The sequence below is a fragment of the Cellvibrio chitinivorans genome (genome assembly GCF_035117775.1).
Lineage (GTDB): Bacteria > Pseudomonadota > Gammaproteobacteria > Pseudomonadales > Cellvibrionaceae > Cellvibrio > Cellvibrio chitinivorans.
Map to the genome: position 1 here is coordinate 360,155 of NZ_JAYKKN010000001.1, position 17,417 is coordinate 377,571.

At 43.9% G+C, this 17,417-nt stretch carries 15 protein-coding genes and 1 tRNA gene; all 16 read left to right on the forward strand.

The window, feature by feature from the left end:
- The 16 genes from SPL68_RS01535 (at position 1) to SPL68_RS01610 (ending at position 16,978) form a co-directional block, all read left to right on the forward strand.
- Entirely contained in the window at positions 1 to 1,008 is a 1,008-nt protein-coding gene (locus tag SPL68_RS01535) for an NAD-dependent epimerase (protein WP_323814298.1), read from the forward strand.
- Between the two features lie 9 nt (positions 1,009 to 1,017).
- Positions 1,018 to 1,926, forward strand: coding sequence for an XrtA system polysaccharide deacetylase (locus SPL68_RS01540; protein ID WP_323813301.1), 909 nt, complete (start codon positions 1,018 to 1,020; stop codon positions 1,924 to 1,926).
- A 103-nt stretch (positions 1,927 to 2,029) separates the two neighbouring features.
- Positions 2,030 to 2,106: transfer RNA gene (locus SPL68_RS01545), tRNA-Arg, on the forward strand.
- A gap of 128 nt (positions 2,107 to 2,234) precedes the next feature.
- Positions 2,235 to 3,659 carry a phosphomannomutase gene (locus SPL68_RS01550; RefSeq protein WP_323813302.1) on the forward strand — a complete coding sequence of 475 codons (1,425 nt, stop codon included), beginning with the start codon at positions 2,235 to 2,237 and terminating at the stop codon, positions 3,657 to 3,659.
- A 50-nt stretch (positions 3,660 to 3,709) separates the two neighbouring features.
- The gene (locus tag SPL68_RS01555; RefSeq protein ID WP_323813303.1) at positions 3,710 to 5,035 is read left to right on the forward strand and encodes a UDP-glucose dehydrogenase family protein; all 1,326 of its coding nucleotides are present in this window, start codon (positions 3,710 to 3,712) and stop codon (positions 5,033 to 5,035) included.
- A 34-nt stretch (positions 5,036 to 5,069) separates the two neighbouring features.
- Positions 5,070 to 6,140 (forward strand): dTDP-glucose 4,6-dehydratase, encoded by a 1,071-nt coding sequence (gene rfbB, locus SPL68_RS01560; protein WP_323813304.1) that lies wholly within the window; start codon positions 5,070 to 5,072, stop codon positions 6,138 to 6,140.
- A 66-nt stretch (positions 6,141 to 6,206) separates the two neighbouring features.
- Entirely contained in the window at positions 6,207 to 7,082 is an 876-nt protein-coding gene (rfbA, locus tag SPL68_RS01565; RefSeq protein WP_323813305.1) for a glucose-1-phosphate thymidylyltransferase RfbA, read from the forward strand.
- Positions 7,079 to 7,960 (forward strand): dTDP-4-dehydrorhamnose reductase, encoded by an 882-nt coding sequence (rfbD, locus tag SPL68_RS01570; protein ID WP_323813306.1) that lies wholly within the window; start codon positions 7,079 to 7,081, stop codon positions 7,958 to 7,960. Before rfbA ends, rfbD begins: the two co-directional genes overlap by 4 nt.
- Before the next feature lie 9 nt (positions 7,961 to 7,969).
- The gene (gene rfbC / locus SPL68_RS01575) at positions 7,970 to 8,518 is read left to right on the forward strand and encodes a dTDP-4-dehydrorhamnose 3,5-epimerase (RefSeq protein ID WP_323813307.1); all 549 of its coding nucleotides are present in this window, start codon (positions 7,970 to 7,972) and stop codon (positions 8,516 to 8,518) included.
- Between the two features lie 20 nt (positions 8,519 to 8,538).
- Positions 8,539 to 9,312 (forward strand): ABC transporter permease, encoded by a 774-nt coding sequence (locus SPL68_RS01580; RefSeq protein WP_323813308.1) that lies wholly within the window; start codon positions 8,539 to 8,541, stop codon positions 9,310 to 9,312.
- Positions 9,309 to 10,025 (forward strand): ABC transporter ATP-binding protein, encoded by a 717-nt coding sequence (locus SPL68_RS01585; protein WP_323813309.1) that lies wholly within the window; start codon positions 9,309 to 9,311, stop codon positions 10,023 to 10,025. The genes SPL68_RS01580 and SPL68_RS01585 overlap by 4 nt, the downstream gene beginning before the upstream one ends.
- A gap of 8 nt (positions 10,026 to 10,033) precedes the next feature.
- Positions 10,034 to 10,927 (forward strand): hypothetical protein, encoded by an 894-nt coding sequence (locus tag SPL68_RS01590; protein ID WP_323813310.1) that lies wholly within the window; start codon positions 10,034 to 10,036, stop codon positions 10,925 to 10,927.
- A 16-nt stretch (positions 10,928 to 10,943) separates the two neighbouring features.
- Positions 10,944 to 13,685: a glycosyltransferase gene (locus SPL68_RS01595; protein ID WP_323813311.1), complete on the forward strand. Its 2,742-nt coding sequence runs from the start codon at positions 10,944 to 10,946 to the stop codon at positions 13,683 to 13,685.
- Positions 13,686 to 13,695: 10 nt separating this feature from the next.
- On the forward strand, positions 13,696 to 14,532 hold the full coding sequence (locus tag SPL68_RS01600; protein WP_323813312.1) for an FkbM family methyltransferase: 837 nt from the start codon (positions 13,696 to 13,698) through the stop codon (positions 14,530 to 14,532).
- A 44-nt stretch (positions 14,533 to 14,576) separates the two neighbouring features.
- Complete coding sequence (locus SPL68_RS01605; RefSeq protein WP_323813313.1) at positions 14,577 to 15,704, forward strand: polysaccharide pyruvyl transferase family protein; 1,128 nt, start codon at positions 14,577 to 14,579, stop codon at positions 15,702 to 15,704.
- Between the two features lie 113 nt (positions 15,705 to 15,817).
- Entirely contained in the window at positions 15,818 to 16,978 is a 1,161-nt protein-coding gene (locus SPL68_RS01610; protein ID WP_323813314.1) for an acyltransferase family protein, read from the forward strand.
- The last annotated feature ends 439 nt before the right edge of the window (positions 16,979 to 17,417 follow it).

Genomic DNA, 17,417 nt, shown 5'->3' on the forward strand with positions numbered 1-17,417 from the left:
ATGAAAGTTCTGGTGACGGGAGCTGCGGGCTTTATCGGTGCCGCACTCAGCCAACAGTTGTTGGCACGCGGCGACGAAGTTATCGGCATAGATAACTGTAACGACTATTACGATGTAAAACTCAAACAAGCGCGACTGGACCTGCTAACGCCCCACCCCGGCTTTACCGATGTGCGTATCGGACTAGAGGACAAACAGGCAGTTGACCAAGCATTTAAGACCTACCAGCCGCAGCGCGTGGTCAACCTCGCTGCACAGGCAGGCGTACGCTATTCGCTGAGCCACCCCCAGACATATATCGATTCAAACATCACCGGTTTTTTAAACATTCTGGAAGCCTGCCGCCATTTTGGTACCGAACACCTGGTGTACGCCTCCAGCAGCTCGGTCTATGGCGCTAACACCCGTATGCCTTTTGCAGAGCAGCACATCGCCGATCACCCGGTTAGCCTTTATGCCGCAACAAAAAAGTCCAATGAGTTGATGGCGCATACCTACAGCCATCTATTTCAGATTCCCACCACCGGCCTGCGCTTTTTTACCGTCTACGGCCCTTGGGGGCGCCCGGACATGGCTCCGATCCTGTTCGCCAATAAAATCGCGCAGGGCAAAACTATCGATGTATTCAATTTCGGCCAGCATCGCCGCGACTTCACCTATATAGATGACATAGTCGCCGGGATTATTCACAGTCTGGATAATCCCGCTCAACCGAATAATCTCTGGTGCGGAAACACTCCTGACCCCGCCAGCTCTGCTGCCCCCTACCGCATTTACAATATAGGCTCCAACAGCCCGGTAGAGCTGCTGCGTTTCATTGAACTGATGGAACAGGGACTGGGTAAAACAGCAGTAAAGAACTTTTTGCCCATGCAGCCTGGTGATGTACCTGACACCTATGCCAATGTCGATTCACTAGCCAACGCCGTTGGCTACACCCCCAAAACTTCCATCGAAGACGGCGTGGCACGCTTTATCGAATGGTATCGACAGTATTACAAAGTGTGAGTACCACATATGCAATCCACCAGTAGCATCAACAACCGAGTTATCCACGCTATGACCGTAGACGTGGAGGATTACTACCATGTCGCCGCCTTTGCCAAGGTGATCAAACCGAGCGAGTGGGATAAGTGGCCATCGCGAGTGGAAGCCAATACCCATCGCCTGTTGCAACTGTTTGACGATGCCAATATCAAAATCACCTTCTTTATTCTGGGCTGGGTCGCCGAACACTATCCCGAGCTGGTAAAAACCATTCAGGCGCAGGGGCACGAGATAGCGTCTCACGGTTACAGCCACCAACTTATTTATAAGCAAACCCCAGACGTTTTTCGAACCGAAACCGCCAAGTCCAAAACCCTGCTGGAAGACCTCACCCAAACACCCATCACCGGCTATCGCGCGGCAAGCTACTCGATCACCCGCAAGTCACTTTGGGCACTGGATATTTTGGCTGAGCTGGGTTTCACCTGGGATTCCAGCATCTTCCCGACCCGCCACGATAATTACGGCATTCCCGGCAGCCCCGAGGAACCCTATCGCATCATCACCCAAAATGGTGCAGCACTGCTGGAATTTCCGCTCACCACCGCCAAGGTACTGGGGCAATCGGTTCCCGCAGCAGGTGGCGGCTACTTCCGCCAGTATCCTTATTTATTGTCAAAATGGCTGTTTGAGCGTGCGAGTCACAACCAATCCAAACCCCTGATTTTTTATTTGCACCCTTGGGAAATCGATCCGGAACAACCACGCATCCCCGATGCCAGCTGGTTCAGCAACTTCCGCCACTACACCAATTTGCATCGCTGCTTGCCAAGACTGGAGCGAATGCTGGGCGATTTTCAATTCGGCACCATGAGTCAAAGCCTCGGCTCTGCACAAGTTACCAGGGAACTAAGTATTCATGATCTGGGGACGCAATAACTGGCACCAAATCTGCCTTAGAAATCCTTGCGCTGGGAACACCTAACCTAGACGCAACCGCCCAAGGCCAGTAGAATCGCCGCCCTCATGTCAGATTGATCCAGCACCCGTAGCTCAGCTGGATAGAGTAGCGGCTTCCGAAGCCGTTGGTCACAGGTTCGAATCCTGTCGGGTGCGCCACATTCAAACTAAAAAACACACCAGCCATAACGCAGCAGATTGTCGTCGCTTTCCTTATTGCAGCCTTAACTGCATAATCCGGCGCGCAGCCTGCCAAACACTCGCCCAACACAGCCAGGAGCTTTACCATGACAGGATCACTGGAACATATCATTGCTGCGAGCGGAATTAGCTTTGGCACCTCAGGTGCACGCGGACTGGTCAGTGACTTTAGCGACGATGTGGTCGCTGCTTTTACCCAAAGTTTTTTACGTGTGATGCAAGCCGAATTTGCGGTTAAACGCGTCGCCGTCGGGATCGACAATCGCCCCAGCAGCCCGATTATGGCTGCCGCCTGTAGCGGTGCCGCCCAAGCATTGGGCATCGACGTGGATTATTACGGCGTATTGCCCACTCCCGCGCTTGCCTATCAAGCTCTGCAAGATCAGATACCAGCTATCATGGTGACCGGTAGCCACATCCCATTTGACCGCAACGGTTTAAAGTTCTATCGCCCCACCGGCGAAATCACCAAGGCCGACGAGCAGGCAATTGTCAGCACCAACTCCGAATTAATCCCGTTTAGCAGCGCCTTATCAGTGGCAAATCCACTGGCAGCGACCAACTATATCAAGCGCTATACCGATGTATTTTCGTCCGGGATTTTGCAAGGATTACACATCGGCCTCTACGAGCATTCCAGCGCCGGGCGCGATTTGTACGCCGATCTCTTCCGTCAACTTGGCGCCGAAGTCACCAGCCTTGAACGAACCGACACTTTTGTCCCTATAGATACCGAAGCCGTTGCCGAAGTTGATGTCCAGAAAGGCTTGGCATGGTCAAAAGAGTTTGGCTTTGATGCAATTTTCTCGACCGATGGTGATGGTGATCGCCCACTGATTGCCGATGAAACCGGCACTTGGCTGCGTGGCGATATTGTCGGCCTACTCTGCGCACGCGAACTGGGCATTGATGCTCTGGCTGTGCCCGTCAGCTGTAATACCGCGATTGAAAAATCCGGTGTATTTAGCGCCGTTACCCGCACTCGTATTGGTTCGCCCTATGTGATAGCTGCATTGGAAACACTTGCACCGGAATATCGCGCGGTTGCCGGCTTTGAAGCTAACGGCGGCTTTTTACTGGGCTCTGATGTCACTTTAAACGGCAAGTCACTTAAGTCGTTACCAACTCGCGATGCCCTATTACCCGGTATCGCCCTGCTCGCGGCGGCGGCCAGCACCAAGCTTTCACAGCAGGTAGCCAGCTTGCCGGCGCGCTTTACTGCCAGTGATCGCATCCAAAATATCCCCACGGAAAAGAGCAAAGCGCTAATTGCCGAAGCAACCCAAGATAGTGCATCACTCTTGCACCAGCTGGATATGGCAGATCGTCAGGTCGCAACCACCAACACTACTGACGGATTGCGCCTCAGCTTTGTTGATGGCGACATCATTCATTTACGACCATCGGGTAATGCGCCCGAATTGCGCTGTTATGCAGAGGCAAGCAGTCAACCGGTTGCTGCTGCGCTGGTAAAACAGGTACTTGCAGCTCTGCGTACCCAGTTACAATAAGCGTGTCAGGCTGATACTTTTCTCTGGGTTATCAAAGGGCGATATTTGCAATGAAAGTTACCGTTTTTGGCATTGGCTACGTCGGCTTGGTACAAGCAGCCGTTTTGGCAAAAGTCGGCCATGATGTGGTCTGTGTCGACGTTGATGCTGCCAAGGTAGAAGCACTGAAACAAGGGCACATCCCTATTTATGAGCCGGGCCTTGAAACTCTGGTAGCCGAGACATTTGCGGCTGGCCGATTAAACTTTACTGTCGATGCCGCTCTGGGGGTAAAACATGGCGATATACAGTTTATCGCCGTAGGTACACCACCGGATGAAGACGGCTCTGCCGACCTGAAATATGTGCTCGCCGTTGCCAGCACCATCGCCGAACATATGGAATCGCACAAAATTGTGGTAGATAAGTCCACTGTTCCAGTTGGCACCGGCGATAAAGTAAAGGCTCGCATTGCCGCAGTGCTGGAAAGCAAAGGCAAAAACAAACTTACTTTTGATGTTATCTCCAACCCGGAGTTTTTGAAGGAAGGCTCCGCAGTTAACGACTGCATGAAGCCAGATCGCATTATTATCGGCACCGATAATAAAGATGCAGAAGACATGATGCGCGAGCTATATGCTCCTTTTAATCGCAATCATGAAAAAATGATTGTTATGGATGTACGCAGCGCAGAACTGACCAAATACGCCGCCAACTGTATGCTGGCAACCAAAATCAGCTTTATGAACGAAATGGCCAATCTGGCTGAAATTCTAGGTGCCGATATTGAAGCCGTGCGCCACGGAATAGGCAGTGATCCACGCATTGGCTATCAGTTTATCTACCCTGGTGTAGGCTACGGCGGCTCCTGCTTCCCCAAAGACGTACAAGCATTAATCCAAACGGCCGATCAAATTAAATTTGATGCCAAGGTCCTAAAGGCGGTTGAAGCGCGCAACAACGAACAAAAGACCACACTTTTTGCTAAAATCCACAAACACTTCAAGGGTGAGCTGCAAGGTAAAACCTTTGCTATCTGGGGCCTTAGCTTCAAACCCAATACCGATGATATGCGCGAAGCGCCATCGCGCGTGGTGATGGAAGCACTTTGGGCTGCTGGCGCCAAGGTTCAGGCATATGATCCGGAAGCGATGAACGAAACACAGCGCATCTACGGCAATCGCAATGACCTGTTGCTGTGCGGCACCAAAGAAGCTGCGCTCAAAAATGCTGATGCACTGGTAATCGTCACCGAATGGCAAGCCTTCCGCGCCCCGGATTTTGATCTACTAAAAGAGCTGCTCACCCAAGCCACCATTTTTGATGGCCGCAACCTTTTCGACCCCAAACGTTTGACCAAGCGTGGATTTACCTACTACTCGGTGGGTCGCCAATAGGCGCCCACTTTTTGTTTGATGTTGAGATGCCCTCATGAAAATTTTGGTTACCGGCGGTGCCGGATTTATTGGCTCAGCTGTCGTACGCCATATCATCAATAACACGCAAGATCAGGTTATCAATCTCGATAAACTTACCTATGCTGGCAATCTGGAGTCGCTTGCCAGCATTGAGGATAACGAACGCTACAGCTTTGAGCAGGTTGATATTTGCAACCGCGCAGAACTTGATCGGGTATTCGCGGCACATCAGCCAGACGCAATAATGCATTTGGCTGCAGAAAGTCATGTTGATCGCTCCATCGATGGCCCTGCTGCCTTTATTGAAACCAATATCGTCGGCACCTACCAATTGCTTGAGGCCAGTCGCAGCTACTGGAATGGTTTACCCGATGCACGCAAAGTGGCATTCCGCTTTCACCACATTTCCACCGATGAAGTCTATGGTGATTTGGAGGGGCCGGAAGATCTGTTTACTGAAACAACCCCTTACGCCCCAAGCTCACCCTACTCAGCAAGCAAAGCCAGCTCTGATCATTTGGTTCGCGCCTGGCGTCGCACCTATGGGTTTCCGACAATCGTCACCAACTGCTCCAACAATTACGGCCCCTACCACTTTCCAGAAAAATTGATCCCGCTGGTCATTCTCAATGCCCTCGAAGGTAAACCCCTGCCGGTATATGGCAAAGGGAATCAAATCCGCGATTGGTTATTTGTAGAGGATCATGCACGCGCGCTTTACAAAGTCGTAACAGAAGGTGTTATTGGCGAGACTTACAATATCGGCGGTCACAACGAGAAACAAAATATCGAGGTGGTCAATACCATCTGTGAACTGCTCGATGAGCTGCGCCCACTGAGCACGACTGACCTGCCAATCCAAGCTCACAAAGAATTAATTACCTTTGTGCAGGATCGCCCCGGCCACGATATTCGCTACGCCATTGACGCAGGAAAAATCAAGCGCGAGCTGGGCTGGACACCGGAAGAGACCTTTGAATCAGGCATCCGCAAAACCGTAATCTGGTACCTCGATAATTTAAACTGGGCACATCGGGTTCAGGATGGCAGCTATCAACGTGAACGTTTAGGCACACAACAATAAACACAACAGTGAGTCAGCTCTACATAGGGTTGGCTCGCCATCCATTGATAAAACCCAGGATTTTTTATGAAAGGTATTATTCTCGCTGGTGGCAGTGGCACCCGCCTTCACCCTATTACCAAAGGCGTCTCTAAACAGCTGCTGCCAATTTACGATAAACCCATGATTTATTACCCGCTTTCGGTATTAATGCTGGCGGGCATTCAGGATGTGCTAATCATCACCACCCCCGAAGATTCAGCCAGTTTTATGCGCCTGCTGGGTGATGGTTCGCAATTTGGCATTCGCCTGAATTACGCAGTACAACCTAGTCCGGACGGATTAGCCCAAGCGTTTATTATTGGTGAAGGCTTTATTGGCAGTGATAATGTCTGCTTGGTATTGGGCGATAACATCTATTACGGCCACGGACTAACCGAACATCTGCATAGCGCCGTTGCCCGTAAAACCGGCGCAACTGTATTTGGCTATCACGTTAGCGACCCAGAGCGTTTTGGTGTAGTTGAATTTGATGATCAAATGCGTGCTATTTCTATCGAAGAAAAACCCAAACAGCCCAAATCGAACTATGCGGTTACCGGCTTGTACTTTTACGATAACGATGTTGTGCAAATCGCCAAAACGATTAAGCCCTCCCATCGCGGCGAGCTGGAAATCACCAGTGTCAATAATGCCTATCTTGAGCGTGGCGATTTAAATGTCGAACTCCTCGGGCGCGGCTACGCATGGCTGGATACCGGGACTCATGACAGCCTGTTAGAGGCCGGACACTTTGTGCAAACCATCGAGCATCGCCAAGGCTTAAAAGTCGCCTGCCTTGAAGAAATCGCCTTTGCTAACGGCTGGATTAATAAAGAACAATTAATCGCAGAAGGCAAAGCTTTGTCAAAAACCGGCTATGGCCAATATCTGCTCAAAATTGCGGAGCAAAGCAAGGCATGAAAATTTTAGTCACAGGTGCCAACGGTCAAGTTGGCTACTGTCTGCAACAACAGCTGCAAGCCAAAGGGTGGAACTATGTCGCACTCACCCGCAATGAACTGAATATTAGCGATGCCCACGCCGTTGAAAAGAGCGTTGCTGAAATCAAACCCACCGTCATCATCAATGCAGCCGCCTACACCGCAGTAGACAAAGCCGAACAAGAAAAGGAAATTGCCTACGCAATCAATCGCGATGGCCCGGCCAATCTCGCGCGAGCAGCCAAATCTATTAATGCAGCGATTCTGCATATCTCTACTGATTATGTATTCGCTGGCGATGCCGAAGGTAGTTATCGCGAAGATGCCCCAACCGCACCGCAAGGCGTATACGGTCAAAGCAAACTTGACGGTGAACAAGCTGTTATCGCCGCCAACGACAAGCACATCATCCTGCGCACTGCATGGGTATTTGGCGAGCACGGCAACAATTTTGTAAAAACCATGATTCGCTTGGGTCGCACCAGAGATGCCCTCGGCATTGTTGCCGATCAGGAAGGCGGGCCAACCTACGCTGGCGATATAGCTGCTGCACTACTGCACATTGCACAACAATATGCAGAAAACAAAACCATTAGCTGGGGCACTTACCATTTCTCCGGTCTACCCCACATAAGTTGGTTCGGTTTTGCCAAGCAAATTTTCGCCGAGGTACAACAAGCGGAGATTTACGATAAACCCATTCCACGACTCAACGCCATCACCACTGCCGACTACCCGACGCCAGCCAAGCGCCCAGCAAATTCCAAACTGGACTGCAACAAGCTTGAGCAAGCATTTGGTATTGCACCCAGCAATTGGCAATCTGCATTAAAAAATATTCGCGCTTACTCCGTATAAGGTTTCCGCATGAACATTATCAAAACTGAAATTCCCGAGGTTATTATTTTTGAGCCAAAAGTATTTGGCGATGAGCGCGGTTTTTTTCTGGAAAGTTTTAATCAAAAAATATTTGAAGAAGCTACCGGCTTAAAACGTGATTTTGTACAAGACAACCATTCCAAATCCAGCAAAGGTGTACTGCGCGGATTGCATTACCAACTGCCACCTATGGCGCAAGGTAAGTTAGTGCGCGTAGTACAAGGCGAAGTATTTGATGTCGCGGTCGATATTCGTAAATCATCACCCACCTTTGGAAAATGGGTGGGAGTGCATTTGTCAGCAGAAAATAAACGCCAGCTGTGGATACCGGAAGGTTTTGCCCATGGCTTTTTAACACTGAGCGATACCGCCGAGTTTCTCTACAAAACCACCAACTATTACTCCCCTAAAGATGAAGGCGCTATTGTCTGGAATGATGCAACTCTGGCTATCCAATGGCCGGAAGCCGGTGAGATTTTGGTATCCAGCAAGGATCAAATCGCCCCCGCATTTAACAATGCAACTTATTTTGAATAATCCTCTTTGAGTAAACTTTCGTGAAATTTTTAGATTTTATTATCCTGGTCGATACTAAAGCCAAAATGAGTTTAAAGGCCGAAGCCTCCAAACTCTATTTAAGTTTTTTATGGTGGATTATCGAGCCGATTCTATTTGTACTCGCGTTTTATTTTGTCTTTGCTATTTTGCTAAAAACACGGCAAGAAGATTTTTTACTGTTTTTGATGTGTGCCAAAATACCCTACATGTGGTTTTCCAAAGCAGTCACGACAGCCTCGGGTAGCATTGTTGCAAATCGGGGGATTATTAGCCAAATCGACATCCCCAAAACCATATTTCCTTACGCGGCGATTCAAATATCGCTCTATAAAGAAACACCGGTTTTTTTATTGCTTTTTGCCATGTGCATTTATTACGGCTATATGCCTTCAATTGAATGGCTGTGGCTGATTCCATTATTTGTCGCGATGTATTTGATGATAGTTACCTTTGGATTATTGACCGCCATATTGGTTAGTTATGCCGATGACATACGAATGGTCATCAACATGGGCATGCTCTTCTTGATGTTTAGCAGCGGCATCTTTTTCGATATCACCAGCATCCACCAACCTTTGCAAGATTACTTATTAACCTGGAATCCCCTCGCTTTTCTGTGCGACGGTTTTAGAAAAGTGCTTATGAATAAAGGCACCTATAATATTAACCATTTGCTAGCTCTGCTTGTGGTCTTCTCAGGCGCTATTGCTGGCTTGCATTTACTGTATCGCAATATTAGCCGCACATTGGCAGCACGAGTGGTGAACGCATGACCGATGTAATCCTTGCAGCTCAAAACGTGTCACTCACTTACAAAAGCGGCAACAAAGGCTTTTTTTCCAAATTCACACACCAAGCATTAAAAGATGTTTCTTTTGATCTGACCAAGGGTGAAACCCTGGGTATTTTAGGAAAAAATGGTGGCGGCAAAAGTACCCTGTTGCGCATTTTAGCGGGTATTATCAACCCCAGCTCCGGCAGTGTCGTCTGCGCCCCAACCACGACCAGAGCACTGCTTACGTTAGGCCTCGGATTTATACCTAATGTGAGTGGTCGCGAAAATGCGATTTACTCTGCAATGCTACAAGGTGCCAGCCGTAAACAGGCAAAATCCATTCTCAATGAAATCGCCGAATTCACTGAATTAGGTGAGTTTTTTGATCAGCCAGTGGACACCTACTCATCAGGCATGAAAGCTCGCCTCGGGTTTGCGACCGCGATGTACACACAGGTTGATATATTGTTTATTGATGAAGTACTCAGTGTTGGCGATGCGCATTTCCGCAAAAAAGCAGAAGCGGCAATGTTAAGCAAACTAACCGGAGAGCAAACATGCGTGTTTGTTTCGCACAACTCAGACCAAGTAAATAAAGTCTGCAATAGAGCCATTTGGATAGATGACGGAATAATCAAAGAACAGGGTGATACAGCAACAGTTGCACACCATTACAACCTGTTTATGCTAGAAACCTCCCAAAAAATATAGAGTTAATTATGTCAATACAAATAACTAAGCATGTTAAAAGTAGTATTTATCGCTTTGACCAAATATCTACACCCTTGGAGCAGTCAAAAAATCGTTTAGATTTTTTTTCTAGCGAATTATTTGGAAGCCAACTAGACATAGCCATACAAAAAATAGCCGTGGATAACGCTTTTATTAGCGTAGATATATTTGACACCCTATTACTACGCGACACCACATCTGAAATAAAGCGATTCCTATTGATAGCAGAAGAGCAATCAAAGTACTTAAAACAAAAATACAATATCAACTATACGCCAGAAGATCTATTAGCAGCACGCCTGAGCGGAACAAAAATTTCCTACCGTGCGTCAAAAGTAGTCAGTGGGTGTAGAGAAGGATCCATTAGTGATATATACCGGGTAGCCGCACGTGCATTGCAACTACCAAACGGGACAGAGGAAGAGCTCATAAAACTGGAGCTAGATCATGAAAAACGCGTACTTACACCAAATACAGGTTTAATAGCTCAACTGGAAAAACACAAAAAAAATGGTATTAAATGCATAATGATAAGTGATATGTATCTTCATGCTTCGCACATTAAAGAATTAATAGAAGCGCTAATTCCTAACCATTTAGAAATTTTTGATGCGATATATTCCAGCGCTGACACCACCGTTAGCAAAGCATCAAAAAAAATATTTACTCTTATAGGGGGGGAATTAAATATAACCCCTAATAATTGGCTTCACATGGGGGATGCGCTTAAAGGGGATTATCGCAGTCCATTAAGCCAAAAAATAACCGCAATATACTTGCCAATACCAATAGAAATAACAGATAAAAGATTGCTCTGCGAGAAAAACACTATCGCGAAGCTCAATAAATCTGGCCTTAATCCAACGTTATTTAATTCATAAGAAAGAGACCTAGACGATGAAAAATCAACAAAAATATTACTATGAAAATCTTGGTCCTATTTTTCATTATTACATCCAAAAGTTGGATGAGTACATTACATTTTTTGACGATAATGAAACTGCTTTTCTATTTTGCTCCAGAGCCGGCATAACTATTAACACTTTATATGATGAATTTTTGAGCAAAAAAAAGCTATCAAAACCAGAAAATTGTCACATCTTTTGGACATCTCGATTTATTTTAAGTAAAAGTTTTTTACTATCAAAAAACCCTTACGCAAAAAAAATTATGCAAGGGGAACACCGCAATACAAAACCTGAGAACTTTATTAATGTCATTTCACCTAATTTTAATTCAGATAAAATAAGTAAAGAAACAACCCCCTCAGACACCACCACATTTATAGAATGTTTAATTGAGCAAAATAGCTCTGTGCATGAGCTTTCAAAAGATCTCCAAAAACAAGGGGATGAATACAAGGAATATATAGATCAGCTTATTAAAAACAAAAAAAGAGTGATTGTTATCGATAGCGGATGGCAGGGCAGCATTCAAGACTTACTGCAAGAAGAATATCCAGAGCTAGACATACATGGACTTTATTTTGGAACAATAGGAACACCACAAACAGACAGAAAATACCATGCAAAAAAATATGGCTTGGTATTTTCTGCGGAAATTCAAGAAAACTTCCGCACACTTGAACTAGACCTGCCACAGAAGGTTTTTGCTCTTCATCGTCATGTTATTGAGGATGTTTTAGAGCCCAGTTTTTCCAGCATAGAGCATTTAACAAAAACCTCCAATGGAGAGTTTTTGCCCAGTAACTACGATGAAATTAAAAAGTTAATTCACACTTTGAAAGACTCAACACGCGGAGTATTAGAGTATCTTTCTGAAAAAGCACCCGAAATTTCTAGAGGGGAACTACAAGAAAAATTTTTTTCTGCATGTAACACCTTAAAAACCTGTATATGTCACCCAAATGCAGAAGACATTAAAGCCCTTGGTAACCTACACAGAAGTTTCGACTTTGGTAAGCAGGGCGGAATGCCCATTCTATTTCCTGCACTAAATAGACACCCTGCGGACTCTGCAGAAAACCGCATCGCAAACTCACTATGGTCACACGCACAAATAGCTATTGAGTATGAAGATAAAGACATAGTTCGCAAAAAACAAATCGAACTACAAAAAACTACAGACCCTCTTCCTGTACCCACAGGGCGAGTTGCCATTATTACACGGACGAAAAATCGACCAATCTTATTAAAACGAGCAGCAGAGAGCGTTGTCAACCAAACATACGATAACTATATATGGGTTATAGTTAATGACGGTGGTGAAGAATCACCAGTAGTTGATGTTATAAAATCATCAGGAGTGCATCCATCAAAAGTAATACTCGTAAGCAATCCTATTAGCCTTGGCATGGAAGCGGCTTCAAACAGAGGAATAAGTCAGTCGGAATCAGACTATATTATTATTCACGATGATGACGATTCCTGGAAACCTGAATTCTTACAACGCACGGTTTCGTTTCTGGAGAGTCAGACACATGCTCATTATTCTGGTGTAATCACAGGAACAACCTATATATCAGAAGAAATAAAAACAGATGGCGATGTAAAAATTCATGCACAAAGACCATACAACGACTGGGTAAAAACCGTACATCTTGCAGAAATGGCAAATGGGAATTTTTTTGCTCCTATTGCCTTTTTGTTTTCACGAAATATTTATGAGCAACTAAAAGGCTTCGATGAAAGCTTGCCAGTTTTAGGGGACTGGGATTTCAATCTGCGCTTCCTGGCAAAATCTAATATAGGTGTAATTCCTCAAGCTCTTGCTAATTATCATCACAGAGATGTAAATAACAACGCAGGCAGCAATTACTCTAACTCAGTAATTGGCGGCATCAGCAAGCACCAAGAGTATGAACCTATTGTACGAAACAAATATATCCGCAGCATAGATCAAGAATATCAATGCTTATCTCACCTACTCTCAACTGGCTATGCCAGTAATACTCAACGTCATCTAAACCATCAAGTAATAAACTCGCTAGAAAATGCAAACACTAACAATCTACAAAAGCAAATTTTTATGGCAAATGATGCCATTTTAGGCTTTTTAAAAATTCCTGGATTCTCGCAGTGTTTTGATGAACGATATTATCTGGACAAAAATCCGGACCTAAAAGAAGCAATGCAAAATGGCATTATTCAAAATCTTTTCTGGCATTTTCTAAACTACGGTCACAATGAAAACAGACCATATAGAATAAACATAGAAAAAATAGAAAACAGCATTCAGAAAATGAATAAGGACAAAGAAAAAGAAGAATGCCTCAAAAGACTTGCACATCAATTGAAGGACATCCTTCTTAGAGATGAAGGCTTATTTGACCGAGAATTTTATTTCGCGGAAAATCCAGATGTAAAATTGGCGCATGATAATGGACTTATCAAATCCCCCATAGAACACTTTATAGACTATGGCCTATTCGAAGGGAGACCCTTCCAATTGAGAGCTCCTCTCCCTCTTAAATCAGAGAATAATGATCAAGATAAAAATTTCCAGATAAGATTTTTAGTGGAAAAAAACAAAAGAATATTTGATGAAAAATATTATCTTGAAGCAAACCCAGACATTAAAGAGGCTATCACGAATAAGTCCTTAAAGAGCGGCTTTCACCATTTCGTAACATTTGGCTTTAATGAAAACAGACCATATAAACTAAAGATAAGAAGGTAAGGAAAGATTTATGGCTGACAGTATCTTTAAATCAAAATGGTTTAGTGAGTTCTCAATGCGAGCCCTAAAAAGTGCTATTCACGATAGCGCAGAAAACGCAATTGCTCTTGAAGGACCTCTAATGAGCGAGTTAGTTCTTCAGTTGCTCTCGATGCAAAAAAATAAAACACTTTTTAATGAAGGCCTATATAAATTTTATTCTTTTTGTCAGCCGAAATTGTTTCTAAGTCACTCGCAAATTTTGCAAGATTTGTGGGTGCTTTACATGCTAAAAGAAAAAGAGAATGGTTATTTTGTAGAGTTTGGGGCTTGTGATGGATTAAGCATGAGTAACACACTGCTACTTGAGCAACGCTATAACTGGAAAGGGATTCTGGCAGAACCAAACCCTATATGGCATGAACAATTGCTAAAAAGCAGAAAGGCAAGCATTTGCAAAAAATGCGTTTCCTCTTCGTCTGGCGAAATCATATCTTTTTTATCTACACCCAACGAACCAGAATTATCACGGATAGAAAAAATTATCCCCAATGATATACATGAAAAAAATGGCAATAGAGATTTAACAGATAGAATTGATGTAGAGACCATCAGCTTAAATGACCTGCTAGATCAATACAACGCCCCTAGTTACATAGATTATCTCTCTATAGATACAGAAGGATCCGAATTAGAAATATTAAAAAGTTTCGACTTTAGCCGCCATCAAATTCAACTTATTAGTATTGAGCATGCAGGCGACACAGAAAAAAGAGTTGAAATAAAGAACATTTTAGAGGGAAATGGTTATACCAGATGGAGACCAGAGCTATCCCGATGGGATGACTGGTTTTTCAAGCAAAAATAGAAATCGTTAAAAGACAAGTTAACTTAAATATATATGAGAAAAAAATGAAAAAAATTGCATACTTCGGAACGAATGGAAATGTATCATTTACGGAAAAAGGTTTTGACCACGGATTTAATGCTGTCGGTCACAATACTGGGAACTTGATGTTTCAATATGCCTTATGGAAAAAAATTAAAAACCCTAAATTTAATGTTGATCTAAATTGCGACCCCTATTGGGTTAGAGAAAATGCTGACCTGCTTGTAATTCCTGCAGCCAACCAAGTAAATCCTGCCTGGGACTTAAAATGGTGGGGAACCTTCATAGAAAAAATAGACCTACCAGTGGTCATATTAGGGTTAGGCGCTCAAGCTGAGGATAGCTCAAACACGAACCTCACCTTACAAGAGGGTACATTAAAGTTTCTGCAAGAAGCGAGCAAAAGAACCTCATCCATAGGTGTTAGAGGTGCATTTACCCAGCAAGTACTATTCAATGCTGGAATAAAAAACACAACAATAACAGGCTGCCCTACTCAAACAATATCTGATGCGATTAGCGGAGAGTCCATTCAGAAAAATATCGACGACTTAAAATTAAGAAGTAAAACTTATGGTCAAAAAATTCGCCTTGGCTATTTAATGGGAACAATGGAGCCTTTTTGTAGGGATTACGAAAAGAAACTATTTCAATCTATAGCAGATGAAAATTTTGACATTATATTGCAAACATCTCCAGCTTCGATGAAAGCAGCATTTGGATTTGAAATTACTGATGAAGAACAAAAAAATATAGATTGGGTAGGTAATTACTTGCTTGGAAATCGAAATTTTAATTTTTTCAGTGAAAAAATTAAATCTGGAAAAATTTATTCCAGTGCTGCCTATTGGATAGATGACATGCTGAAGTATGATGCAGTTATCGGCATGAGAATACATGGTGCGATTGCTGCGATTCAGTCAGGAAAATTGGGAATTTGCGTTGTATTTGACTCTAGGACACTAGAATTGTGTGAAACAATGGGATATCCATATATAGATGCAAAAAAATTAGCGAGCCCCAAAATGTCTTTGCATGAAATATTAGAGCTCATAGAATTTGATGCAGAAAACTTTAATAGCCGCCGCACTGATTTAATAAAGAAAATTGAAACTATTCTTGAAGATGCAGGCTGTGAGATTCAGAAATAGATTGGCATAGCAAAGACACTTACCATCGATTTTAATGAGATGGCGGGGCAAAAAAGGGGCGCGTTGGTTTTTCGCACACTGTACTCAATGCATATGCCCCAGAGGAACACAGCTTGAAATTTATATCTAGCAGCCCCGAAATAAGCATTAATGATGTTTATGACAGAAATAATAACAACTTTCATCTTTGCCGATTTACTTTGGCAATTTTAGTTATTTATTGTCATTCGTGTGTTCTACTTAGATCAGAATCTAAGGGGAATTTCTTAGCACAACTTACAGAATCAGCGACTGGTATTGGCGCCTTCGCTGTACATTGCTTTTTTATTGTTTCAGGATTTTTAATCACTCAAAGTGCTTACACTGGGTCATCTGTCAGAAAGTTCATGATGAATAGAGCTCTCAGAATTGTCCCCGCTTTTCTAGTCTCTTTAGTAATCGTTGCTTTTGTTATAGGACCAGTAGTAACGTCAATGACCCTAGCGGATTATTTCAAGCCGGAGACTGCAGATCCATTCAAATTTGTATATAAAAACTTAGCTTTTGGTATAGGAGGGAATGTCTGGAGCTTCAAGGATGTTTTTTCCGGCAATCCGCGATCGGGAAGTGTTAATGGCTCCATGTGGACTCTGGCACATGAGTTCGCCATGTACCTAGTGCTTGCAATACTTATGGCACTGGGAATAATAAAAAATTGGAGGATCTCCATAGGTCTTGTTCTGATATTTGCTATCGCCTTGTTTTTTTACCAAAGATTCGAGCTAAAACCGGTCACCAAGCCAATTGTTTATTGGTGGGTTTTAAATCCGTGGAACTATAGCAAATTTATAACTGAAGGATTTTTCTTTGCTTGCGGCTCAGCTTTTTATGCACTAAAAAATGCCATACCCTATCAAAAGAAAATTCTTTATACCTGCCTAGCAGGAATAGTTATTTTTTACATCTTTGATATTTTAAAAATTGGATTATTTTTATTCCTTCCCTATATCGTTATATTTCTTTCAGTGAGCAAAGTGTTTTCTACGTTTCAAAGACATGGTGATTACTCCTATGGCTTGTATATTTTTTCATTTCCAATTCAACAAACTATCTTGTTCTACAATGACAAGCTAACACTTCCCCAATTTATTATTTTATCTGTACTCTTTTCACTTATCGCTGCATTTTTATCTTGGAATCTAATTGAAAAACCCGCCCTAAACATCAAAAGAAAACTAAACCTACCTATATCCAACTTAAGAAAGAATGCTAATAACCAAGAGGGCAGCACTTAGTTTCGATACTCATTTAATCCGGTATTTTTTACCGATTGATTCTCAACGTAAAAGTTCGTACTCACCAATGAGAAAGCACCAACTTTTACGGCTTGCTAGCTCTTGCGACTTGGCACTGCGCGACACACAATAGATTTACTCAAAACCCTAGGCTAACCTAAGCCCTGCCCACAATAGAGAACAAATCTATATCGATATAATCGATGATCTCTTTAGTCTTCAATAGCCTTCCTCTAGCCCCCTACTATTGTAGTTAGGGGGCGAAACTGAGTATTTACCCCCAACTCCCCTGTGCTGAAAATACAATTTCGTAGATAATACGCCGCAATATTTATAGATGAACCTTAAGCCAACAACGGACTTAGCTAGCAGGCGCCTGTCACTTAGATGCTATTTGTGCCTCGCTATTGATCAGTTCAGCAATCCCCCAGGAAGTTAT